At 70.9% G+C, this 22,859-nt stretch carries 22 protein-coding genes; 8 read left to right on the top strand and 14 right to left on the bottom strand.

Annotated features, from left to right (window positions below; all coding sequences use genetic code 11):
- Positions 1–491: HNH endonuclease signature motif containing protein (locus RWQ91_RS07600; protein ID WP_314504311.1), on the top strand; the 491-nt coding region annotated here is incomplete at its 5' end.
- A 71-nt stretch (positions 492–562) separates the two neighbouring features.
- Here RWQ91_RS07600 and RWQ91_RS07595 read toward each other — a convergent pair.
- Genes RWQ91_RS07595 through RWQ91_RS07575 form a run of 5 tightly spaced genes read right to left on the bottom strand, consistent with a single transcriptional unit; the run spans position 563 to position 6,068 of the window.
- Positions 563–1,741 (bottom strand): thiolase family protein, encoded by a 1,179-nt coding sequence (locus RWQ91_RS07595; RefSeq protein WP_314504310.1) that lies wholly within the window; start codon positions 1,739–1,741, stop codon positions 563–565.
- A 3-nt stretch (positions 1,742–1,744) separates the two neighbouring features.
- On the bottom strand, positions 1,745–2,941 hold the full coding sequence (locus RWQ91_RS07590; RefSeq protein WP_314504308.1) for a bifunctional 2-methylcitrate synthase/citrate synthase: 1,197 nt from the start codon (positions 2,939–2,941) through the stop codon (positions 1,745–1,747).
- A gap of 21 nt (positions 2,942–2,962) precedes the next feature.
- Complete coding sequence (prpB, locus tag RWQ91_RS07585; protein ID WP_314504306.1) at positions 2,963–3,862, bottom strand: methylisocitrate lyase; 900 nt, start codon at positions 3,860–3,862, stop codon at positions 2,963–2,965.
- Positions 3,862–5,406 (bottom strand): MmgE/PrpD family protein, encoded by a 1,545-nt coding sequence (locus tag RWQ91_RS07580; protein WP_314504304.1) that lies wholly within the window; start codon positions 5,404–5,406, stop codon positions 3,862–3,864. Before RWQ91_RS07580 ends, prpB begins: the two co-directional genes overlap by 1 nt.
- Positions 5,403–6,068 carry a GntR family transcriptional regulator gene (locus tag RWQ91_RS07575; RefSeq protein ID WP_314504301.1) on the bottom strand — a complete coding sequence of 222 codons (666 nt, stop codon included), beginning with the start codon at positions 6,066–6,068 and terminating at the stop codon, positions 5,403–5,405. Before RWQ91_RS07575 ends, RWQ91_RS07580 begins: the two co-directional genes overlap by 4 nt.
- A 162-nt stretch (positions 6,069–6,230) precedes the next feature.
- On the opposite strand from RWQ91_RS07575, the gene RWQ91_RS07570 reads away from it, so the two are divergent.
- From RWQ91_RS07570 to RWQ91_RS07555, 4 genes are all read left to right on the top strand, one after another.
- Complete coding sequence (locus tag RWQ91_RS07570) at positions 6,231–7,160, top strand: ABC transporter ATP-binding protein (RefSeq protein ID WP_314504299.1); 930 nt, start codon at positions 6,231–6,233, stop codon at positions 7,158–7,160.
- The gene (locus tag RWQ91_RS07565) at positions 7,157–8,776 is read left to right on the top strand and encodes a polyketide antibiotic transporter (protein WP_314504297.1); all 1,620 of its coding nucleotides are present in this window, start codon (positions 7,157–7,159) and stop codon (positions 8,774–8,776) included. Before RWQ91_RS07570 ends, RWQ91_RS07565 begins: the two co-directional genes overlap by 4 nt.
- A gap of 5 nt (positions 8,777–8,781) precedes the next feature.
- Positions 8,782–9,279 (top strand): helix-turn-helix domain-containing protein, encoded by a 498-nt coding sequence (locus RWQ91_RS07560; protein WP_314504295.1) that lies wholly within the window; start codon positions 8,782–8,784, stop codon positions 9,277–9,279.
- Positions 9,280–9,383: 104 nt separating this feature from the next.
- Positions 9,384–10,262 carry a hypothetical protein gene (locus tag RWQ91_RS07555; RefSeq protein ID WP_314504294.1) on the top strand — a complete coding sequence of 293 codons (879 nt, stop codon included), beginning with the start codon at positions 9,384–9,386 and terminating at the stop codon, positions 10,260–10,262.
- A 1-nt stretch (position 10,263) separates the two neighbouring features.
- Here RWQ91_RS07555 and RWQ91_RS07550 read toward each other — a convergent pair whose 3' ends face one another.
- The 4 genes from RWQ91_RS07550 to rlmN form a co-directional block, all read right to left on the bottom strand.
- Entirely contained in the window at positions 10,264–10,749 is a 486-nt protein-coding gene (locus RWQ91_RS07550) for an NUDIX domain-containing protein (protein WP_314504291.1), read from the bottom strand.
- A 23-nt stretch (positions 10,750–10,772) separates the two neighbouring features.
- Positions 10,773–11,783, bottom strand: a complete 1,011-nt coding sequence (locus RWQ91_RS07545) for an aldo/keto reductase family protein (RefSeq protein ID WP_314504289.1) — start codon at positions 11,781–11,783, stop codon at positions 10,773–10,775.
- Between the two features lie 68 nt (positions 11,784–11,851).
- A complete protein-coding gene (locus RWQ91_RS07540; protein ID WP_314504286.1) occupies positions 11,852–13,819 on the bottom strand; it encodes an AarF/UbiB family protein in 1,968 nt (655 codons plus the stop codon).
- Between the two features lie 55 nt (positions 13,820–13,874).
- Positions 13,875–15,113 carry a 23S rRNA (adenine(2503)-C(2))-methyltransferase RlmN gene (rlmN, locus tag RWQ91_RS07535; protein WP_314504285.1) on the bottom strand — a complete coding sequence of 413 codons (1,239 nt, stop codon included), beginning with the start codon at positions 15,111–15,113 and terminating at the stop codon, positions 13,875–13,877.
- 99 nt (positions 15,114–15,212) lie between these two features.
- Here rlmN and RWQ91_RS07530 point away from each other — a divergent pair, with 99 nt between their 5' ends.
- Together RWQ91_RS07530 and RWQ91_RS07525 are read left to right on the top strand one after the other, a co-directional pair.
- On the top strand, positions 15,213–16,517 hold the full coding sequence (locus RWQ91_RS07530; RefSeq protein WP_314504283.1) for a hypothetical protein: 1,305 nt from the start codon (positions 15,213–15,215) through the stop codon (positions 16,515–16,517).
- Positions 16,518–16,589: 72 nt separating this feature from the next.
- Complete coding sequence (locus RWQ91_RS07525) at positions 16,590–17,228, top strand: LysE family translocator (protein ID WP_314504281.1); 639 nt, start codon at positions 16,590–16,592, stop codon at positions 17,226–17,228.
- 14 nt (positions 17,229–17,242) lie between these two features.
- Here the strand turns inward: RWQ91_RS07525 and RWQ91_RS07520 are convergent, their stop codons facing one another.
- The 3 genes from RWQ91_RS07520 to RWQ91_RS07510 are packed head-to-tail and all read right to left on the bottom strand — an operon-like array spanning position 17,243 to position 19,638.
- Positions 17,243–18,073, bottom strand: a complete 831-nt coding sequence (locus RWQ91_RS07520; RefSeq protein WP_314504278.1) for an NAD(P)-dependent oxidoreductase — start codon at positions 18,071–18,073, stop codon at positions 17,243–17,245.
- Positions 18,070–18,861, bottom strand: coding sequence for an enoyl-CoA hydratase/isomerase family protein (locus tag RWQ91_RS07515; protein ID WP_314504275.1), 792 nt, complete (start codon positions 18,859–18,861; stop codon positions 18,070–18,072). Before RWQ91_RS07515 ends, RWQ91_RS07520 begins: the two co-directional genes overlap by 4 nt.
- 12 nt (positions 18,862–18,873) lie before the next feature.
- Positions 18,874–19,638 (bottom strand): SDR family NAD(P)-dependent oxidoreductase, encoded by a 765-nt coding sequence (locus RWQ91_RS07510; RefSeq protein WP_314504272.1) that lies wholly within the window; start codon positions 19,636–19,638, stop codon positions 18,874–18,876.
- Positions 19,639–19,887: 249 nt separating this feature from the next.
- On the opposite strand from RWQ91_RS07510, the gene RWQ91_RS07505 reads away from it, so the two are divergent.
- Positions 19,888–20,613 carry an aminoglycoside 3'-phosphotransferase gene (locus RWQ91_RS07505; RefSeq protein ID WP_314504270.1) on the top strand — a complete coding sequence of 242 codons (726 nt, stop codon included), beginning with the start codon at positions 19,888–19,890 and terminating at the stop codon, positions 20,611–20,613.
- A 3-nt stretch (positions 20,614–20,616) separates the two neighbouring features.
- On the opposite strand, the gene RWQ91_RS07500 is transcribed toward RWQ91_RS07505, so the two are convergent.
- Positions 20,617–21,405 (bottom strand): energy-coupling factor transporter transmembrane component T, encoded by a 789-nt coding sequence (locus RWQ91_RS07500; protein WP_314504267.1) that lies wholly within the window; start codon positions 21,403–21,405, stop codon positions 20,617–20,619.
- On the bottom strand, positions 21,402–22,856 hold the full coding sequence (locus RWQ91_RS07495; RefSeq protein ID WP_399546051.1) for an ABC transporter ATP-binding protein: 1,455 nt from the start codon (positions 22,854–22,856) through the stop codon (positions 21,402–21,404). The genes RWQ91_RS07500 and RWQ91_RS07495 overlap by 4 nt, the downstream gene beginning before the upstream one ends.
- Between the last annotated feature and the right edge of the window lie 3 nt (positions 22,857–22,859).

Below are 22,859 nucleotides of genomic sequence, written 5' to 3'. Positions count from 1 at the left end.
CGACCGTGATCGTGCGGATCGACCACCACGACCTCGTCGCCGGGACCGGGTTCGCGACGATCGATGGGATCACCGCCCCGGTCTCGGCCGGGACTGCCCGGCGGATGGCCGCCGGGGGCGGGATCATCTCCTGCGTCCTCGGCGGCGACTCCCAGATCCTCGACTGGGGACGCACGAAGCGACTGTTCACCCCCACCCAACGGCTCGCCCTGGTCGAACGCGACGGCGGTTGCGCGATGTGCGGGGCGCCACCCGGACACACCAAAGCCCACCACATCCGCTGGTGGGCGCGGGACGCCGGACCCACCGACCTGCACAACGGGGTCCTGCTCTGCGAGTCCTGCCACCACCGCATCCACGACAACAACTGGGACATCCGCATCGACGGCACCGGCACCACCGCGAAAGTGTGGTTCATTCCCCCACCCCACGTCGACCCCACCCGAACCCCACGCCTCGGCGGACGCGCACGCTACGACTACGCCGCCTGAAGACCTGCCTGCGATCAGCGCCCGCACCCGGCCGCGCCGCGCCGCGCCACGACCGGCACCGATCGTCGACCCTACAGACGCTCGATGATCGTCGCGTTCGCCATCCCGCCGCCCTCGCACATCGTCTGCAGTCCGTACCGTCCGCCGGTCGCCTCCAGCGTCGCCAGCAGGGTGCCGAGCAGCCGGGTGCCCGACGACCCCAGCGCGTGACCGAGCGCGATGGCACCGCCCCATGCGTTCAGACGAGCAAGGTCGGCCCGCAGGTCGTGCGCCCACGCGAGCGGCACCGAGGCGAACGCCTCGTTCACCTCGTAGGCATCGAGGTCCTCGATCGTCAGTGCGCTGCGCTCGAGGATGCGCCGGGTCGCCGGAATCGGCCCCGTGAGCATGAACAGCGGATCGTCCCCCACGACGGCGAAGGCGTGGAACCGCGCGCGCGGCGTGAGCCCGAGCGCCAGAGCCTTCTCCTCGCTCATGATGAGCACCGCCGACGCGCCGTCGGTCAGGGGCGACGAGTTGCCCGGAGTGATGCGCCAGTCGAGCTCCGGAAAACGCGCGGCGAGCTCGTCCGTGCGAAACGCCGGCTGCAGGCCGCCGAGGCCGGCGATCGTGGTCGAGGCGCGAACCGTCTCGTCGGTGGTCACCACTGCGTCACCGGTCGCGACGGCGAGCAGCTGGGAGTCGAAGAGACCTCGGGATGCCGCATCCGTCGCTCGCAGGTGCGACTCGGCGGAGTAGGCGTCGAGCATGTCGCGGGACAGGCCCCACTTCTGGGCGATGAGCTCGGCCGAGACTCCCTGGTTGACCAGACCCTCGGGATAGCGCTCCTCGAGCAGGGGCGACCTCGAGGCTCCGGCGCGCGAGGATCCCAGCGGAACCCGGCTCATCGACTCCACGCCACCCGCGATGACGATGTCGTACGCGCCGGCGATCACGCCCTGCGCGGCGAAGTGGGCAGCCTGCTGGCTGGATCCGCACTGCCGGTCGATCGTCGTCGCGGGCACGGACTCGTCGAAGCCCGCCGCGAGCACGGCCTGGCGGGCCACGTTCATCGCCTGATCGCCCACCTGACTCACGCACCCCAGGAGGACATCGTCGACCTGGGCCGAATCGAGGCCGTTGCGTTCGAGCACAGACCGCAGTACGCCCGCGGCCAGATCGACCGGGTGCACGCCCGACAGCGCTCCCCCGGGCTTTCCCCGGCCGGACGGTGTGCGGACGACGTCGACGATGACGGCGGTGCGGGTCATGACTCAGCCTTCCGTGGACTCCGCGGGACGATCGAGCGTGGTGGCAGCATCCACCGCGGCATCCGGAACGTAGCCCTCGATGTGACGCTCATCGGGGCCGTTGTAGGCCGAGAGCGGACGGATGAGGGCGTTGGATGCCGTCTGCTCCATGATGTGGGCGGTCCACCCGGTTACCCGGGCGGCCACGAACAGCGGCGTGAAGGTCAGCGTGTCGAAGCCCATCAGGTTGTACGCCGGCCCCGAGGGATAGTCGAGGTTGGGGTAGATGCCCTTGCGGGAGACGAACTCCGACTCGAGCGTGTCGTAGAGCGCCGCGAGGTCGCGCGCGCTCTCCCCCTCGGCGGAATAGTGCTCGACGAGCGTGTCGAGCGCGGCCTTCATGGTCGGCACCCGCGAATCGCCGTGCTTGTACACGCGGTGGCCGAACCCCATGATCTTGCGCTTCTGCGCGAGAGCATCATCCAGCCACGGCCCCACGTTCGACGCGGTGCCGATCTCGTCGAAGATGTGCATGACAGCCTCGTTCGCACCTCCGTGCAGCGCCCCCTTCAACGCCCCGATGGCGCCGACGACGGCCGAGTACAGGTCGGCCATCGTGCTGGTGATCACGCGCGCGGTGAAGGTCGAGGCGTTGAACGAGTGCTCGGCGTACAGGATCATCGAGACGTTGAACGCGCGGGCGACGACCTCGTCGGGCTCCTCGGCGAAGGTCATCCAGAGGAAGTTCTGCGCGTAGTCGAGGTCCGGACGCGGGTCGATGATGCCCAGGCCGTGGCGCCGGCGCTGATCGTAGGCGACCATGGCGGGCAGCTTCGCGAACAGGCGGCGGGCCTTCGCGAGATCCGACTCTCGCGAGTTGTCGAACGCCGCGGGGTCCGACGCGCCGACGAGGGAGACCGCGGTGCGCAGCACGTCCATCGGGTGCGCGTCCAGCGGGATCAGGTCGATCGCCTCGCGCACGTTCTCGTCGAGCGTGCGGTTCGCGCGCTCTTCGGCGACCAGCCCGGCCAGCTGGTCATCGGTCGGCAGCTCTCCGTACCAGAGGAGGTAGGCGACGGCCTCGAAGGGCTGGGTCGCCGCCAGCTCCTGCACCGGATAACCCCGGTACAGCAGGCTGTTGGTCTCGGGATTGACCTTGGAGACTGCGGTGTAGTCGACGGTGACCCCCGCGAGGCCCTTCTTGATCTCGATGTCTGTCATGTCTCTTCTTCCTCGAGAGGTTCAGCGGGCGATGTGGAAGTTGAACACCGAAGTGTCGAAGTGGTTGTAATCCTCGTAGTCGATCAGGTCGTAGAGGTCGGCGCGGTGCTGCATCTCGCCGAGCTTCGAGGTGAGATGACCCTCGTCGATCAGCGTATCCAGCCCACGGCCCGCCGCGCCCATCGCAAGCCGCAGCAGGGATACCGGCCAGATGACCATGTTGACCCCCGCGCCGCGCAGCTGACCGACCGAGAACAGGTCGCTCTTGCCGAATTCGGTCATGTTGGCCAGGATCGGCACGTCGATCGCCGCCCGCACGGCGGCGAACTCCTCCAGGGTTCGCATGGCCTCGGGGAAGATCGCGTCGGCCCCGGCATCCACGAGGGCCTTCGCCCGGTCGATCGCCGCCTCAAGACCCTCGACCGCGCGGATGTCGGTGCGGGCCATGATCAGGAAGTTCGGGTCACGGCGGGCATCGACGGCCGCGCGGATGCGCTTGATCGCCGTGTCCTGGTCGACAACCGCCTTGCCGTCGAGGTGGCCGCAGCGCTTCGGGTTGATCTGATCCTCGATGTGCGTGCCCGCCAGACCCGCGTCTTCCAGCGTCTGGATCGTTCGGGCGACGTTCATCGGCTCGCCGAACCCGGTGTCGGCGTCGATGATCGCCGGCAGCTCGGTCATCCGGGCGATCTGCTGCCCTCGACCGGAGACCTCCGTGAGCGTGGTGAGACCGATGTCGGGCAGCCCCAGATCCGCGGCGAGCACGGCCCCCGAGATGTAGACGCCGTCGAAGCCCTTGCGCTCGATCAGCTTCGCGCTCAGCGGGTTGAACGCCCCCGGCATCCGCAGCAGCTCCCCCGAGGCGAGGCGCTCTCGGAACAGCCGGCGCTTCTCTGCCGGTGGGGTCTGCGCGTAGAGCATCAGAACAGCCCCTTCGGGGCCGGGGCGCCGGCCAGCACGCCGTGCGACGCGACGATCGTGAGCTGACCCACCTCTTCGGCTGTGAGCTCGGGCAGGCGCTGGGCGAGATCGAGGAAGCGCTCGATCTCGTCGGGGCTGAGCACCGGCTGGGCGAGGACGCGGAACTTGCGGATGTAGTCCTCGCGGGCGAACGGTCGAGCTCCCAGCGGGTGCGCGTCGGCGACGGCGATCTCGTCGACGAGCTCGGTGCCGTCGGTGAAGCGGATGACCACCCGGCCGCCGAAGGCCTTCTCGTTCGGGTCCTCCGAGTGGTAGCGCCGCGTCCACTCCTCGTCCTCGGCCGTCGTGACCTTGCGCCAGAGCGCGACGGTGTCCTCGCGGCCGGCACGCTCGGCAGCGTACGAGTCGACGTGGTGCCAGGTGCCGTCCTGCAGCGCGACGGTGAAGATGAACGGGATGGAGTGATCCAGCGTCTCGCGCGACGCGGTCGGGTCGTATTTCTGCGGGTCGTTCGCACCCGAGCCGATCACGTAGTGCGTGTGATGGCTCGTGTGCAGCACGATCGACTCGATGTCCTCCGCACTCCTCGGGCCCTGAGCCTGTCCCAGGGCGGGATGCTCGTTGTGCAGCTTGCGTGCGAGGTCGATCCACGCCTGGGCCTGGTACTCCGCCGAATGCTCCTTCGTGTACGAGTCGAGGATGCCGCGCTTGGGCTCACCGTCGCCGGGGAGCGGCACCTCGTAGGCCGCGTCCGGGCCGTCCAGCATCCAGGCGATCACGCCGTCTTCGCCTTCGTAGATCGGACTCGGCGACGTCTCCCCGCGCATGGCGCGGTCGACGGCTTCGACCGCCATCTTGCCGGCGAAGGCGGGGGCGTGCGCCTTCCACGTGGAGATCTCGCCTTTGCGGGACTGCCGCGTCGCGGTTGTCGTGTGCAGGGCCTGACCGACCGCCTGGTAGATGGTCTCCACCGGCAGTCCGAGCAGGGTCCCGATGCCCGCGGCCGCCGACGGGCCGAGGTGCGCGACGTGGTCGATCTTGTGCTTGTGCAGCGAGATGGCCCGCACGAGGTCGATCTGGATCTCGTACCCGGTGGCGATGCCGCGCACGAGGGCACGACCGTCGGAGCCCACGTGCTGCGCCACCGCGACGATCGGCGGGATGTTGTCTCCCGGGTGCGAGTACTCGGCCGCCAGGAACGTGTCGTGGTAGTCGAGTTCGCGCACCGCCACGCCGTTGGCCCACGCCGCCCATTCGGGGCTGGTGCGGCGTTCGATCGCGCAGCCGAAGATCGTCGCTCCCTTTCCGCTGACCGAGACGGCGTGATCCAGCGCCTGCTGACGCGCGGCGCTGACCGGCGCGCGGGTGAGGGATGCCGCGGCCACGGCGGCGTTGTCGATCACGCGGTTGATGATCATCTCGACCACGTCCGGATCGACCTCGACCGGATCGGCGGCGACCTCGGCGATCCGCCAGGCGAGCTGGCCCTCGCGGGCGAGGTGCTCGTCGCTGCGGTGGACGCGGAGGTGGTGGGTGACGGTCATGTCGTGCCTTTCGTGGGGACGGACGCGCCGACGGACGCGAGGATGGTGGTGAGGGCATTGTGCAGGTGCACGTGCGTGGCATGGGCGGCGAGGTCGGCATCGCGCTGCGAGATCGCGGCGGCGATCAGCCGGTGCTCCGCGACCGACGCCGTGAGCCGCTCGGGGATGTCGCGGGCCAGTCGCCGCACGCGCACCAGGTGCGTTCGGACCGTGCGCAGGGCGGAACTGAGGTAGTCGTTGCCGATCGAGGCGTCCAGCTGGGCATCGAAGCGTGCGATGAGCGCGTAGTAGGCATCCCGGCCCTCGTCGCCGTCGAGGGCGCCGCGCAGACTGGACGCGGCGAACTCGTCGGCGAGAGCCGCGAACGCCCCGGCGTCGCCGCGCTCGGCGGCCAATCTCGCGGCGGTCTCTTCCAGCGCTCTGCGCAGCTCGAACAGCGCGCGGATGTCGTGGACGTCGACGTCGGTCACGACGGTGACGCGCGGAGACTGCTGCTCGACGAGCCCGTCTGCCGCGAGCCGCCCGAGTGCTTCCCGCAGGGGCGTTCGACTCACCCCCAGCCGCGCCGCCTGATCGACCTCGCCGAGCACGGTGCCGGGCGCCAATGCGCCGGACTGGATCTGCTCGAGGAGCGTCGCGTACGCACGGTCGCTCGCCCGCATCTTCGCCTCCTCGTGGTGGTGCCTGACGACCATTGTATACAGAGGGCGATGCGTGCGCTCTGGCCATGCCGATATGGCCGTTCTAGGTATACATAAGTTCGCGAACCGTGATCTTGCAACACACCATTCACAAACTTCTGAAACCGGCGTACCGTGTGAGCCATGAACGCAGTCATCCACACGAGGGGTCTGACCAAGCACTACGGGCATGTCCACGCCCTCGACGGGCTGGACCTCGCGGTCGAGTCCGGGCAGGTGCACGGCTTCCTCGGTCCCAACGGTGCCGGCAAGTCCACGACCATCCGCGTCCTCCTCGGGCTCGCGCGCGCCACGGCCGGAGAGGCGACCGTCTTCGGGCAGGACCCATGGCGCTCGGCGGTCCCCCTGCACCGGCGCATCGCGTACGTTCCGGGCGATGTGAGCATCTGGCCCAATCTCTCGGGCGGTGAGTCGATCGACGTGCTCGCGCGCCTCCGGGGTGCCTCGAGGCACGACGCCGCGTACCGCGACGCGAAGACGCGCCTCATGGAGGTCTTCCAGTTCGATCCGCGCACGAAGGGACGTGCGTATTCGAAGGGCAACCGGCAGAAGGTCGCGCTGATCGCAGCGCTCGCCGTGCCCGCCGATCTGTACATCTTCGACGAGCCGACCAGTGGCCTCGACCCGCTCATGGAGGTGGTCTTCCGCCACGAGATGGCACGCATGAAGGATGCGGGGGCCACGGTTCTGCTCTCCAGCCACATCCTCTCGGAGGTGGAGCTGCTGTGCGATCGGGTCAGCATCATCCGCGCCGGCAAGGTCGTCGAGTCCGGGACGCTCGCGGAGCTGCGCCACCTCACGCGCACCGAGGTCTCGTTCGAGGCGACGGATGTCGCCGCGGCCGCCGGCATCGCCGGCGCCCACGATCCGTCGCTCGCCGACGGTCGGGCCCGCTTCACGATCGACAGCGATCAGGTCGCCGCGGCGCTTCCCGAGCTGGCGCGCCGCAACGTCACAGGGCTCCGGATCGAGCCGCCCTCGCTCGAGGAGCTGTTCCTCCGTCACTACGGGGACGCTCAGTACGCAGACGAGCACGCGGCGGCGGGGCGATGAACGTCTTCTCGACCCTTCTGCGCCAGCGACTGCGCCGCGATCGCTGGCAGCTGCTGATGTGGATCCTGGGAACCGCGCTCCTGGCGTACGTCACTTACGTCGGCGTCAGCGAAAGCTACGGAACGCAGCAGGATCGTGAGGCGCTGCTGGCGACGGCGATCGCCAATCCCGTCATCATGCTCTTCCGCGGTCTGCCCTCCGGCGCCGACGAGGGCGCGTTCATGCTGTTCCTGATCTTCCCGTTCCTCGCGATGCTCGCCGCCTTCATGAGCTCGTTCCTCGCGGTGCGGCACACCCGCATGGACGAGGAGCAGGGCCGAGCCGAGCTGGTCACCGCCACGCCGGCCGGCCGGGTCCAGCCGCTGCTCGCGACTGTGGTGCACGGACTTCTGGCGAATCTCGCCCTCGCCGTCCTGACGGCGCTGGCGCTGATCAGCACGGGGCTGGGGGTCAGCGGCTCGCTCGTCGCCGGCTTCGGCGCCGCCGCCGTGGGACTGTCGTTCCTGGGCGTGGGTCTGCTGTCCGGCCAGCTCATGCGCACATCGCGCGGCGCGAACTCACTCGCGGTCTGGGTGCTGCTGCTGAGCTTCCTGATCGCCGGTCTCGGCAACGCCCTCGGGACGCCGAGCCCGGATCTGCAGCGCATCGAGAGCTCGTGGCTCACGTGGCTCTCACCGTTCGGCTGGGGTGAGAACTCGCGGCCGTTCGCCGACGACAACGTGTGGCCCCTCGTGCTGTGCGCGGCCTTCGGTCTCGCCCTGGCGGGCGTCTCGGTCGCCCTGCAGTCCTCGCGCGACCTCGGTGCAAGTCTCGTGCCGGAGCGGCGCGGGCGCGCCGACGCCCCGGCCGGCCTCACCGGACCGACCGCGCTCGTGTGGCGCATGACCCGGGGATCGATCCTGGGCTGGGCGGTCGGCGGCCTGCTCACGGGCCTGCTGGCCACGAGCCTGGCGGGTGTCCTGGCCGACGTGGCCACGAAGCTGCCCTCGGTCGAGGCGATCCTCGCCTCGATCAGCGCAGATGCCAGCATCGCGCAGGGCGCAGTGGTGATCTTCTTCGAGGTGCTCGGCATCCTCGCCGCCTGCGCGGCCGTGCAGACCGTGTGCCGCGCTCGTCAGGACGAGGTCCACGGCACCGCGGAGGCGGTGCTCGCCACGCCCACCGGACGCGTCAGCTGGCTGGCCGGGTACGTCCTCGTGGGCTTCGCCGCCATCGCCGTGGTGGCCGCCGCCGGCGTCACCGGTGCCGCCCTCGGAATCGCCGGCCGCGGCGGCGACTGGTCGCTGATGGGCGATGCCGCCGTGGTCGCCGCGGGGCAGGTGGTCGCCGCATCCGTCTTCCTCGTGGTGACCGCGCTCGTCTTCGTGCTCGCACCGCGCCTGACGATCCCGCTGGGGTGGACGCTGGTGTTCCTGGCCATGGTGCTCGGCCTGTTCGGGCCGCTGTTCGGCTTTCCGGACTGGCTGGTGCACATCGCCCCCATCGCGATCGCCCCGACCGTGACCGGCGACGGGGTGGCCCTGCAGGGCCTGTGGTGGCTTCTTTTCGCGATCGCGGCGATCGCAGGCGCCGCCGCCGCGCTCATGCGCCGCCGCGAGCTGGCTCCGGCAGGATGAGGGTGATGGATCACGCGGGGACGGAACCGGCCGAGCAGGCGGCGGCGATGATGACGGCCGCCGGGATGCCGCGCATGCCTGCCCGGGTCATGATGGCGCTCGTCGGCTCGCCCGACGCCGGATACACCGCGGCCGAGCTCGCCGAGAGGCTCGGGGTCTCCGCGGCGGCGGTGTCGGGTGCCGTGCGCTACCTGCAGGCGATCCACATCATCCACCGGCTCCCCCATCACGGAGATCGCCGCGACCGCTACGACATCCGCGACGGCGGCTGGGACGTCGTGATCACGGCCAACATGCCCCTGTACGAACGGCTCGCCGACGTCGTGGACCGCATCGCCGATGACAACACCGCTGCGCCCCAGTCGGTCACGCGTGCGCGCGACATGTCCGAGTTCTTCCGGTTCCTCGCCCGGCGGATGCCGCAGCTGCTCGACGAGTGGCACGCCGAGAGGTCAGCGGACGGCGCTCCCGGCACGGGCCCGTCCTCGCCGCCCGTGTTGTAGGCCGGGACACGAGCGCGGGCCCGGGCCGCGCGCCGACCGCTCCCCGAGAGAGCTCACCCCGCCCACCCCGCCCTGCGGGGCGCACACCGCCGTACCCTGGAACCGTGGCAGAGGAGCCGTCGGGCACCGCCGCCGACGAGCAACGGGAGCTCGCGGCGCTGCGACGCCGCGCCTACGGACCGGATGCCGACATCTTCGGCGATCCGGATGCGCTGGCACGGCTCACCCAGCTCGAGGACCGGCTGCGGCTCGATCGCACGCCGGCCACCGCGCCCGACCTGATCGACGCTGCACCGACCGCCAACCTGCCGGCGGAAACGCCCGTCGCGGCCGCCACCGTCGTCGTCGAGAGCGGCGGGTCCCCCGCCCGCGCCCCGCGATGGCACGCGCGGCTGGTGACCGCGACGGCTGTCGTCGCCGTCGTCCTGGGTGTCGCAGCATGGACCGGCGCGACGACACCGGACGCCGCCCTGCCCTCAGGCGACGCGAAGGCGGCCGCCACCGCCACCGAGCGACGCGCCGTCGGGTACGAGAAGAGCTACGGCCTCTACCTGGACGGACTGCGCGCCGACGTCCTCGCCCTGCCCGGCGGCGGCGATGTGGCCGAGCGCCTGATCCGAGACCAGTTGCGGCCGTACGGCATCCTCTACGGTCGAACGGTCGGAGCCGGCCCCACTCTCGACAACCGGTTCTGCATGATCATCGCCGACCTCCCCGCCGCCTCGGTGACCTGCATCCCGGTCGAGAACGCCTACGCGAACCCGGTCACCGTGGTGCTGCCCGCGTGGTACTCCGACGCCGAGAGCGATGCGTTCACGGGGCTCGGCGAGCCGATCAGCTACACGCTCATGCCCGGCGGCAGCGTCATCGCGATCCCCGCCGACTCCGCGGCTGCGGCGGCCTCCGCCCCGGCGGAGACACCGTCCGTTCCGGAGGCGTCCGCGCCCACGCCGACGGCCGTTCCGCCGCCGGGCTTTCAGTGAGCTACCCGCCCGCTGCGGAGAGATGACGCTCGAGCGCGTCCAGCGCGGGACGCTGCCCCTTCACCAGGCGCTCACGCGCGGCATCCATCGTCGTCCACTCGACCCTGTCCACTTCGGGGAAGGACGCCGTGCGACCCGACCGCGGGGGCCACTCGAGCTCGAACTCGCCGAAGACGAGCCCCTCGAGCGAGAAATCCGATCCGTCCGCGACGAACACTGTCACGCGTTTTCCCGACGAGTAGGCGAACGTCCCGAGCTCGGCGTAGGGGCCGTCCGGGGCCGGCACGCCCAGCTCTTCGGCGAACTCGCGCCGTGCGGCATCTATCGCGGTCTCGGCGTCGGGGTCGTACTCGCCCTTGGGGATGGACCAGGCGGCATCGTCCTTGCCCAGCCAGTACGGACCGCCCATGTGGGCGATGAGCACACCGGCATCCTGCTGCTGCGATCTCAGTCGGTACAGCAGGATGCCGGCGCTCATCACGGGCATGAGGTGTCCGCACGGCCCTCAGCTCACGGACGCGACGCGGGCGAGACCGAGTAGGTCTGCTGCGCGTCGGTCACCGCGACGCCGCCCACGGCGTCGGCGATCGCCGACATGGTGTCGGCATCCAGCGTCACGCCCGAGGCGGCGACGTTGGAGGCGATCTGCTCTGGACGCGACGCGCCGACCAGCGCCGCGGCGACGTTCGGGTTCTGCAGCACCCACGCGATGGCCAGCTGCGGCATGGTGAGCCCGACCTCGTCGGCGATGGGCTTGAGGCGCTGGACGGCGGTCAGCACGTCGTCGTCCATGAAGCGCTTGATGAAGCCCGCGCCGCTCTTCTCGTCGGTCGCCCGGGACCCCGCCGGCAGCGGCTCACCGGGGAGGTACTTGCCGCTCAGCACGCCCTGCGCCATGGGCGACCACACGATCTGCGAGATGCCGAGCTCCTCCGACGCGGGGATCACCTTGTCTTCGATGACCCGCCACAGCAGCGAGTACTGGGGCTGGTTCGAGATCAGCTGGAAGTTGAGCTGCTTCGCGAGCGCGTGTCCCTCGCGCAGCTGCTCGGCGGTCCACTCGGAGACGCCGATGTAGAGCGCCTTGCCCTGCCGCACGACGTCGGCGAAGGCCTGGAAGGTCTCCTCGATCGGGGTCTCGTAGTCGTAGCGGTGGGCCTGGTAGAGCTCGACGTAGTCGGTGTCGAGCCGCTTGAGCGATCCGTTGATCGACTCCATGATGTGCTTGCGGCTCAGGCCGCTGTCGTTGGGACCCTTCGGACCGGTCGGCCAGTACACCTTCGTGAAGATCTCCAGCGACTCGCGTCGCTGACCGGCCAGCGCCTTGCCGAGGACGGTCTCGGCTTCCGTGTTGGCGTAGGCGTCGGCGGTGTCGAACGTGGTGATGCCGGCATCCAGCGCGGCATGGACCGTCGCGATCGCGTCGTCGTCTCCGACCTGTGAGGCGTGCGTCACCCAGTTGCCGTAGGTGATCTCCGAGATCTTCAGTCCGCTGTTGCCGAGGTATCGATAATTGACCATCCGTCAACGCTACCCGCGCCGATCGACCGGCGGGCGGGGCTTGACTCGCCCGTGGGCGAGCCGCGCGATCAGCTCTCGGGCTCGCGCCGGCGGAAGGCGCCGCTCAGGCTGCGCAGGAGCAGCAGCATCCCGCCCAGTCCGAGCACGCTCCCCAGGAACGAGAATGCACGCACTCCGTCGGTGATCTGCGGGCCGACGTCCGAGACGGCGAGGAAGAAGCCGGTCGCCACGAGCGCCACACCGACCACCGTCGCGGTCACCTCGCCGAGGATGGAATCCAGCCACCGGCGATCGTCCGCACTCTCGAGCGCGCGCACCCGGACCTGGAAGGTGCCGTCCTGCAGTGCCTGCGTGATGCCCTCGATCCGGCGCGGCAGGCGCCGCAGCTGCTCGGAGACGATGGCGCTCTGCGCCTGCAGCCCCAGGGCGATCATCTTCGGAGACGCGAGCTGCAGCGCGATGAGGGGGGCACGCGAGAGCCCGCGGCCGACCATGTCGTAGCCGGGAACGAGCCGGCGCAGCGATCCCTCCAGCGAGATGAGGGTGCGGAAGACCAGCAGCAGCGACGGCGGCATCGCGAGGCGATGCCGGCGCAGCACGTCGATCAGCGCCGTGAAGACGTTCTCGCCCACCTGCGCGTTGGCCACGCGCGTGAGGATCGCCCCGATGTCCCGCTGCAGAACTGCCTGCTCGACGCTTCCACCGGACATCGGGGCGCAGAGCAGCAGGACGATGTCGGTCGCGGACACGTCGTCGTCGTTGGCGATCGCGACCAGAAGCGGGGCGAGGAGGCGGCGGACGCTCCGCTCGAGGATGCCGATCGCGCCGAAGTCGATCAGCGTCACCGTTCCGTCCTCGGCGAGGATCAGGTTTCCGGCGTGCAGATCGGCGTGGAAGACCCCGCGCACCGCGATCTGCTCGAACACGGCGTCCACGACGCCGTTCACCACCGCCTCCGCCTGGGCGGGCGGCAGCGCATCGGGCGTGAGGCGGCTGAACGGGATGCCGTCCGCACGCTCGATCACCAGCATCCGCGATGTGGTGACGTCGTGATGAACGGTGGGCACGTTCAGGGCGGGGGCGTGCGATCGCTCGATCGCTCCGCGGATCATCTCGGTGTTCGCGGCCTCGACGCGGTAGTCGAGCTCCTCGCGCAGGGTGCGCGCGAACTCGGCGGCGAGCGCGCGGGCGCCGTAGTCGCGCGCCCATTCCGTCCGCCGCTCGGCGTCGGCCGCGAGTCGCTCCAGGATGTCGAGGTCGGTCGTCACCTGCGCCCGCGCGCGCGGCCGCTGGATCTTGATCACCACGCGCTCACCGTCCTTGAGCACCGCGGCGTGCACCTGGGCGACGGATGCCGCGGCCAGCGGCGTCTGATCGACCGAGGCGAACACCTCATCCAGTGGTCGCTGCAGCTCGTGGCGGATCGCCGCTTCCGCCTCGGACCAGGGGATGGGGGTGGAATCCATCTGCAGCGTCGAGAGGGCCTTGACCAGCTGCGGCGGCAGGACGTCCTCGCGGGACGAGAGCACCTGGCCCAGCTTGACGAACGTGACGCCGGCCTCGTTGAGTGCGCCGACCAGCGCCTCGGGCAGCTCGTCGGTGTAGCCGTTCGCACGGTTCTGGTACAGCCCGATGCCGTGCCGCGAGGCGATTACGACGATCTGCGCGTACCGCCGGGCCCGGTCCCGCCGCCGGATGGCATTGCGGATCACCACGATGGGATTGCGCAGCGGCCGCGTCGGCACGAGGAACTCGCTGACGACGATGACGACCACTACGACGGCGAACACCCAGCCGAGGATGAGGGCGACGATCGTTCCGGCGATCGGCCATGCGACGAGGAACTGCCCGTCCTCGTACACGTTGGACTGCTCCAGCATCCACAGCACCAGCGGAATGCTCAGCGAGAACACGACGACCGAGAACACCAGCGAGCGCAGCCAGCCGACGGGCGTATCGAGCAGCCGGCGCGAGACCCAGGTCGCGATCGCGGCGAACGCGAGGGCGACCAGAGCGAAGAGGAGCCAATTCGGCATGTGCCGATTCTGTCAGGCGGACCGCTCGCGCGCGGGAATCAGCCGCGAGCTCGCGTCAGTCTTCGGTGGGGGTGGCCGCCGCGGCGGCCTCGTCCTCGGTCGTCGCGACGAGCTGTCCGCAGGCCCCGTCGATCTCCTTGCCGCGGGTGTCGCGGAGCGTCGTGGGGATGCCGGCATCGTTGAGCCGGCGAACGAACTCGTTCTGCACGCTGACCTCGGACGCAGTCCAGATCGAACCGGGCGTCGGGTTGAGCGGGATCGGGTTGACGTGCACCCACCCGCGTCCGCGCGCGTTGAGCTTGTCGGCCAGAAGGTCGGCGCGCCAGCCGTGGTCGTTCATGTCCTTGATGAGCGCGTACTCGATCGAGACGCGGCGACCGGTCTTGTCGAAATAGTTCCGCGCGGCATCCAGCGCCTCGTCGACCTTCCAGCGCGAGTTGACGGGAATGAGCTCGTCGCGCAGGAGGTCGTCGGGTGCGTGCAACGACAGCGCGAACGTCACCGGGATGTCCTCATTCGCGAGCTTGGTGATCGCCGGCACGAGCCCGACCGTCGAGACGGTGATGCCGCGCGCACTCATCCCCAGGCCGTGCTGCTTGTCGGTCATCACCCGCACCGCCTGCATCACGCGGGCGTAGTTGGCCAGCGGCTCGCCCATGCCCATGAAGACGATGTTGCTCACGCGCTCCGCGGAATGGTCGTCGCGCTTCTTCCCGCCGAGACCGCCGGCGGTGATCAGGGCATTGGCGCGCACGATCTGCTCGATGATCTCGGCGGCCGACATGTTGCGGGTGAGGCCGGCCTGACCGGTCGCGCAGAACGGGCAGTTCATGCCGCACCCCGCCTGCGATGACACGCACAGCGTGATCCGGCCGGGGTAGCGCATCAGGACGGACTCGACCAGCGCGCCGTCGTGCAGCTTCCAGAGGAACTTGATCGTGTCACCGCGATCGGTCTCGAGCCGGCGCACCTCGGTCAGCAGCGGCGGCAGCATCCCGTGGACGAACTCTTCGCGTCCTTCGGCGGGCAGGTCGGTCATCGCCGCAGGATCGTGCGTCCAGTGCGTGAAGTAGTGCTTCTCGAGCTGCGTGGCCCGGAAGCCCGGCAGGCCCAGCTCCTTCACCTTGGCCACGCGCTCATCGGGCGTGAGGTCGGCCAGGTGAACGGGCGGCTTGCCGCGCTTGGGGGAGGCGAACTGCAGCAGGGGGCGCCCCTCGGCGTCCTTCTTCTGCTGCCAGCCTTCGGTCTTGGGGCGCACCTGTCGCACGGGCGTTCCCTCGGGCCGAATCGTCATGCTCTCAGGGTAGGGGACGAACCTGCGTGGACCCCGGCCGGAACGTGTGCACACCCGCCCGCACCCGCGCCCGCCGGAGTAGCGTGGGGCGAGGGGACGGTGACGATGGATGCCGCGGCTCGCGCCGAACTGGACGCGCTGCGCCGGCGCGCGTACGGCCCCTCCCCCGACATCGCCGACGATCCCGCCGCGCTGGCGCGGCTGGCCGCGCTCGAGGATCTGGCGCTCCCGCCGATGCCCGTGGCGCCGCCGAGATCCGCTGATGCGGTGCCGCAGTCGCGGGGGGCGGCCGGGCAGGATTCTCCGGATGCGGGAGGGGATGCCGCGGGCACGGGCGCCCGGACTGCCGACCGTGCCGGGGACGCCCGCGTCGTGGACGTCGTTCCCGTCCGGCGCGGCCGCCGAGGCTGGCACACAGCGCTGGTCGCCGCGGTCGCCGTCGTCGGGCTCGTGCTCGGCGGCACAGCGGCGTCGCAGATGCGGGCGGTGCCGGCATCCGACACGGTCGCGACCGGCGCCGCCGGCGGCATCCCGCAGAGTGTCCGCGAGGCACTCGCCTTCATCGAGGATCCGCAGTCCGATGTGCTGATCCAGGTGCGCATCGACGGGTCGTTCGGCGACTACGTCGACATCACCGCGACCGAGATGCCGCTGTTCCCCGTCGAGGGGCCGATGACCTGGGTGGAGCCGCTCGGGGACTACTACGGCTGGAGACTGTGGATCGGCGGGGCGCAGGGTGCCGACGGCACGGAGAACTGCCTGCTGCTGGACGGCGACGGCACGATGCGCGCCGACTGCATGCCCACCGACCTCAAGGCGCAGGGGGCGATGCTGATCACCGTGCCCTACGCCGGGATCGCCGCAGACGAGCGCCCGCCGCAGATGAGCGCCGCCCAGAGCCTCGGGTTCTGGTGGGGGCCGGACGGCATCGTCACGATGCTGCTCGGGCCGACTGCGCCCGACCCCGCCTCCGCATCGTCGCGTGCCGACACCGCGCGCCCCAAGACCCAGGAGTCCGTCGACGCGACGGTCATCCCGGTGCTGATCGACGCGGACACCGGTCGGTTCGTCGACCTTTCGGCGATCGCCGACGCGCCGGACCTGCCGGCCAGCGCCGAGATGACCTGGGCGCAGCCGCTCGGCGAGCACTTCGGCTGGAACCTGTGGATCGGCAGCGCCCCGAGCAGGCGCGGCGACCAGTTCTGCATCCTGCTCACCGACGGCGCGCTCACCCGATCTCGATGCGCATCGGGCGAATGGGATGCCGAAGGCGACCTGACCGTGGTGCTGCCCTCCGCACTGATCCCCGCGCAGGATCGGCCGGCGGGGATGACGGGGAGCCAGAGCGTCGCCTTCGTGTGGGACCGGGGCGGCACCGTCACGGTGCGGGTGCAGCCGGGCTGATGGCGGCGCCGCAGCGCCGGGGGCTCGGGCCGCGCGGGCCCGTCCGACGCGGCATCCCACTATCGTTACCCTGTGGTTCCGACCGAGAGTCTGCTCGCCTTCGTGCTCGCCGCGGTCGTGCTCATCGTGATCCCCGGGCCGAGCGTGCTGTTCACGATCGGTCGCACGCTGGCCCTCGGCCGCGTCGGAGGACTCTTGAGCGTGCTCGGCAACGCGCTGGGCCTGCTGCCGGTGATCGGCCTGGTCGCGCTCGGGGTCGGCGGCATCGTCGCGCGCTCGGTCGTGCTGTTCACGATCGTGAAGGTCGCCGGAGCGCTGTATCTGATGTTCCTCGGCGTCCAGGCGATCCGGCACCGCAATCGCGCGGCCGAGGCGGCGATGTCGGGGGCGCTGCCGCGCTCGCACTGGCGGCAGCTGGGCGAGGGGTTCGTGGTCGGCATCACGAACCCGAAGACGATCGCCTTCTTCGTGGCGGTGCTCCCCCAGTTCGTCGACCTCGAGTCCGGGTCGGTGCCGCTGCAGATGATCGAGCTGGGCCTGGTCTTCTTCGTGATCGCCCTGATCTCCGACGCGGTCTGGGCCCTCGCCGCGGCAGGGGCGCGGACCTGGTTCGGCAAGTCGCCGAAGCGCATCGCCGCCCTCTCGGCCACGGGCGGCGGGCTCATGATCGGGCTCGGCGGCATCCTGCTGCTCACGGGCAACAAGCACTGACCCTGACCGCGGCGCTAGAGGAAGATGTCGGGGAAGAGCCGCTCGTCCGGCGTGCCCGCGACGGCGGCGTAGCGCGAGAAGTCGGTGATGCCGGCATCCGCCAGCACGTCCTCGACGATGAGGCTCTGACCCGTGTACTCCCGCGACGGGCGCGTCAGCACCTCGTACGCCGCGTCGGCGTAGATCTCGGGCGTGCGGCTGGCTGCCATCACCAGGTCTCCACCGAGGAGGTTCTGCACCGCCGCGGTGGCGATCGTCGTGCGCGGCCACAGGGTGTTGGCCGCGATGCCCTCCGTGGCGAACTCCGCCGCGAAGCCGAGGGTGACCATCGTCATCCCGTACTTGGCGAGCGTGTAGCCCGTGTGCGCGCCGAGCCACTTCGGGTCGAGGTTCAGCGGCGGCGAGAGCGAGAGGATGTGCGGGTTCTCCGCGTCCCTCAGGATCGGCACCGCGGCCTGCGACAGCATGAACGTGCCGCGGACATTGACGTCCTGCATGAGGTCGTACTTCTTCGCGGCGAGGGAGAGCGACGGCGAGAGGTCGATGACGCTCGCGTTGTTGACGATGATGTCGATGCCGCCGAACTCGCCCTGCGTCTTGAGCACGGCCTCGGTGATGTCGTCGTCGTTGCGGACGTCGCCGACGATGGGCAGCGCGTTGCCGCCCGCCGCGCGGATCTGGTCGGCAGCGGAATGCACCGTGCCTTCGAGGCGGGGGTGGGGCGAGTCCGTCTTGGCCAGCAGCGCGATGTTCGCGCCGTCGGCCGCGGCGCGCAGGGCGATCGCGAGCCCGATGCCGCGGCTGCCGCCGGACATGAGGATGGTCTTGCCGGCCAGGGTGGTCATGCGGTCTCCTTCGGGGCAGCGTGCTTGCGGGATGCCGCGGCGAAAGCGGCCACGCGCAGCTTCGACTCCTCGGTGTCGAAGCGGGCGCCGATCGTCCTGGCCTCGTCGGCCAGGTTCTCGGTGAAGGTGCGGTCCGCCCCCTGACGGACCAGACGCTTGGCCTGCCCGAAGGCGACCGTGGCGTTCTCGAGCCAGAACCGCGCGACCTCCTCGGCGCGACCGGCGACCTCCTCGGGCCCGACGACCTCGGCCACCAGCCCCCAGTCGAGTGCTTCGGCGGCGCTGAGGGTGCGGTCCTGCAGCAGCAGCTGCAGCGCGCGGCGCTGGCCGATCGCGGCGGGCAGCAGCGTCGAGACGCCGAGGTCGGGGGTCAGGCCGATGTTCGCGTACCTGCTCACGAACTTCGCGTGTTCGGACGCGACGATGTAGTCCGCGCTGAGCATGAGCCCGAGCCCGCCGCCCGCGACCGCGCCCTGCACCGCAGCGATGATCGGCTTGTCCGAGAGCGCCCAGGTGCGGATGCCGTCGTGGATCACATGGGCCGTCGCGGTCACCGCTTCACCGCCCGCTCCGGAGGTCGCCATGGCGACGACATCTCCTCCGGCGCAGAAGGCCGGGCCGGCGGCATCCAGGATCACGGCCCCGACCGACGTGTCGGAGGTGACCTCGTGCGCGATGTCGCGCCAGAGGGTCCCCATCTCGAAGTCCATCGCGTTGAGGGATGCCGGACGATTGAACGTCACGCGCGCGAGCGCGCCGTCGCGGGTGACGAGGATCGAATCGCTCATGGTTCTCCTTGCCTATCTCGGCGCCATGCGGATCGCGCCGTCGAGCCGGATCGTCTCGCCGTTGAGGTAGCCGTTGCGCACCACTTCGAGCACGAGCGAGGCGTACTCGTCGGGCCGGCCGAGGCGGGCGGGGTAGGGCACCTGCTCGCCGAGGGAGTCCTGCGCGGCCTGCGGCAGGCCCGCCAGCATGGGAGTCTCCATGATGCCCGGGGCGATCGTGACGACCCGGATGCCGTAGCGGGCGAGCTCGCGCGCGATCGGCAGGGTCATCGCGTGCACGCCGCCCTTGCTCGCCGAGTATGCGGGCTGGCCGATCTGCCCGTCGAAGGCGGCGACGCTCGCGGTGTTGACGATCACGCCGCGGTCGCCGCTCTCACCGTCGGGCTGCGTGCGCGCCATCACCGACGACGCCTGGGCGATGACGTTGTAGGTGCCGATCAGGTTGACCCGGATGATCCGCTCGAACGCGTCCAGCGGCGACGGCTCGCCCTCGCGGTCGAGCACCTTGGCCGGCGGAGCGATGCCGGCGCAGTTCACGACGACGCGCAGGGGGCCGGATGCCGCGGCGACGCACACCGCATCGGCCACCTGCTCGGGGCTGGTGACGTCGGCGGCGGCGAACGTGCCGCCGAGTTCGGCGGCGGCATCCGGTCCGGCCGAGGTCGGCAGGTCGATGATCGTGACAGCGGCGCCGGCGGCGGCCAAGCGGCGGGCGGTGGCCAGGCCGAGACCGCTCGCGCCGCCGGTCACGAGGGCGGAAGCGCCTGCGATGTCCATGTGCTCTCCTTCGAACGTGCGACTGCATCCCACTCTAGGCGGCACTGAGTTCCACCGTGAACCCGGGAGTCGGCGGGGTCCTCCTGTCGTCGCGGCCACCCGCCGGATGCCGTACTCAGGCTACCCACGTGGGCTGCGGCGGCGAAGGTGCGGAAAATCGCGGGCGGCCGCCGGCCCTCTGCGCAAACAGCCTGAATTCGGCATCGGTGTCAGAGAGGTCCTGAGGGCACCCGGCACGACAATGGACCCATGTGGATCCCCACCGAGCCGGTCGCGGTGCCCGACCCGGTGCGCGAGCTCGCCCGCGGGGCGGCGCTCGAGCCCGTCTGGGTCAACGAACTCGGAGGCGTCACCTTCGCCGCGGATGACGGCCGGTACATCAAGTTCGGGCCGCGCAACGCCGAGACCACGTTCGCCGGGGAGGCGGAACGTCTCGCATGGGCCCGCCCGTTCGCTGCCGTCCCTGTTGTGCTCGAGGTCGGTGGCGACCGGACGCACGAGTGGCTCGTGACCGCCGCCCTTCCCGGCGAGACCGCCGTCGCACCGCGGTGGGTCGCCGATCCGGCCACCGCCGTGCGCGCGATCGGCGAGGGCCTCCGCGCTCTGCACGACGCTCTGCCCGTGGCGCAGTGCCCGTTCGAGTGGAGCGTGTCCTCACGGTTCGCGAATGCGCATGGCCGCGGCATCCGCATTCCCGAGGAGCTTCGCGACCCTCCTGCGGTCGAGAGGCTCGTCGTCTGCCACGGCGACGCGTGCTGCCCGAACACCCTCATCGGCCCGGACGGCCGGTGGACCGCCCACGTCGACCTCGGCGCGCTGGGGGTGGCCGACCGATGGGCCGACATCGCGGTCGCGGCGATGAGCACAGGGTGGAATTACGGCCCGGGCTGGGAGGACCCGCTCATCCAGGCATACGGCGTGGACCCCGACCGCGAACGGCTCGCGTACTACCGGCGGCTGTGGGATGCGACCTGATCCTCAGGCCGGCCCGAGGATGAAGTTCCACGTACCGGCCGCCAGCGCGGCGGCCACCGCGATCGCGGCGATCGCAGCTCCGATCAGGATCAGCACCCATTCGGCGGCGCCGAACGTCGACGGGCGAGCCCACGTGCGCGGCAGCGACGAGCCGAAGCCCCGAGCCTCCATGGCGGTCGCGAGCTTCGCGCCGCGACGGATCGAGAGCACGAGCAGCGCGAACGCCATACCGAGGAATCGGCGCATGCGGCCGCGATCGGCCACACCTCGAGCGCGGCGCGCGAGCTCGAGGGCCCGCCAGTCCTCGAGGAAGAGCCCCACCATCCGCAGCCCCGCCAGTGCCCCGAGCACGAAGCGCGCCGGCAGCCGCAGGATCTGCCCGAGACCGTCGGCCAGATCCGTCGGGTCGACCGTCGCGAACAGCACGACCGAGGGCAGGGCGATCGCCAGCACCCGCAGCGTCGTCGCCAGCGCCAGCTCGAGCGACCCGTCGCTCACGCGCACGGCGAGCCACTCCACGTACACCTCGCCCGAGGTGCGTCCGTACAGTGCGATCGTGAGGCCGGTGAGCGGCGCCAGCACCCACACCAGCCACGTACGGGCCCAGAACTCCCGCCAGCCGAGCCCCGCGAACGGCATGAGCAGCAGCTCGAGCGCCAGTGCGACGGCGGCCGAGACCACGTCCAGCGTCAGGACGAGCGGAACGGTGATGAGGACCGCGGCGGCGAGCTTCGCGACCGGATTGATCCGGGCGACGACACCGGTGTGCGCCCGCGCGTCGACGAGCGTCATGCGAGCGCCATCTCGTACCGGTCTGCGTGCAGAGCCGTCACGACGTCCAGGTCGTGGGTGACCACGACGATCGCCGAGCCCTGGTCGCGCAGCGTCGCGAGCAGACCGACGAGCTCGGCCCACGTGCGGGCGTCCTGACCGAACGTCGGTTCGTCCAGCACCAGCATGCGCGGCCGCGTCGCCAGCGCCGCCGCCACGGTCAGGCGCCGCTTCTCACCCCCCGACAGCGTGAACGGATTGGCGCGGGCCAGCCGGTCCAGCCGCAGGCGCACGAGCAGGTCGTCCACCCGCTCGGCCATCTCCCCCGCCCCGAGCCCCAGGGCGGTCGGCCCCACCTCCAGCTCTTCGCGCACCGTGCGCGCCAGCAGCTGGTGCTCCGGGTCCTGGAACACCGTGCCGATGCGGGTGAGCAGCTCGCGGGAGCGCCACCGGATCGGCGACGGTCCGGCCCCGCCGGCGAGAGCGGGCTCAGCGACGAGTTCACCGGATGCCGCCGGCAGCAGTCCCGCGAGGGTCAGGCCGAGTGTCGATTTCCCTGCGCCGTTCGGTCCGGTGATGGCAAGCGCTGCGCCTTCGCGCACGTCCAGGTCGATGCCTGCCGCGACCGGCGTGCCGCGGACGCGCTCAACGGCCAGACCGCGGGCGCGCAGCAGCGCCGGGCCAGGAGCGTGCTGGGGCGCGGGGGGAAGCGCGGGCGGGATGCCGGGGACCCAGACTCCGCGGCGGGCAAGCTCCGGCCCCTCGGCGCCGAGCACCGCGTCGGGCGTGCCGTCGGCGATCACGCCTCCCTCGCCGAGCACGATCACGCGGGTCACGAGCGGAAGCCACACCTCGACGCGGTGCTCGACGACGACGAAGGTGGAGCCCTGTGCGTCGAGCAGGCTCGCGACGGCTTCACGCACTTCGCGCACGCCCGCGGGATCGAGGTTCGCGGTCGGTTCATCCAGCAGCACGAGGCCCGGTCGCATCGCGATCAGCCCGGCCAGCGCGAGCCGCTGCTTCTGCCCGCCCGAGAGGGCGCTCGTCGACCGATCGAGCGCGACGTCGAGGCCGACGCGGTCGAGCGCGTCGCGGACGCGGGACCAGATCTCCTCGCGCGGAACGCCGAGGTTCTCGCAGCCGAAAGCGACATCGTCACCGACGCGGGCGAGGATCACCTGCGCGTCGGGATCCTGCAGCACGAGCCCGGCGCGACCGCGGGCCGCCGCGGGCGGCATCCCGTCGATCGTCAGCTCACCGCCGGCGTCGCCCTCGTCCGCGCCGCCCAGCACGCCGGCCAGCGCGTGCAGCAGGGTCGACTTGCCCGAGCCGGAGGCACCCAGCAGCAGCACCCGTTCCCCCTGCTCGATGCGCAGCGAGACATCGCGCAGCGCCCAGTCGGTCCTGCTCGCGTGGCGCCAGCCCCACCCGCGCGCCTCGACGGTCGCCGGTCCCGGCGCGGTGCCGCTCACCGG

This window comes from uncultured Microbacterium sp. (genome assembly GCF_963524805.1).
Lineage (GTDB): Bacteria > Actinomycetota > Actinomycetes > Actinomycetales > Microbacteriaceae > Microbacterium.
Note: the sequence above shows the minus strand (reverse complement) of the source record. Positions and strands in the feature narration are given on the sequence as shown.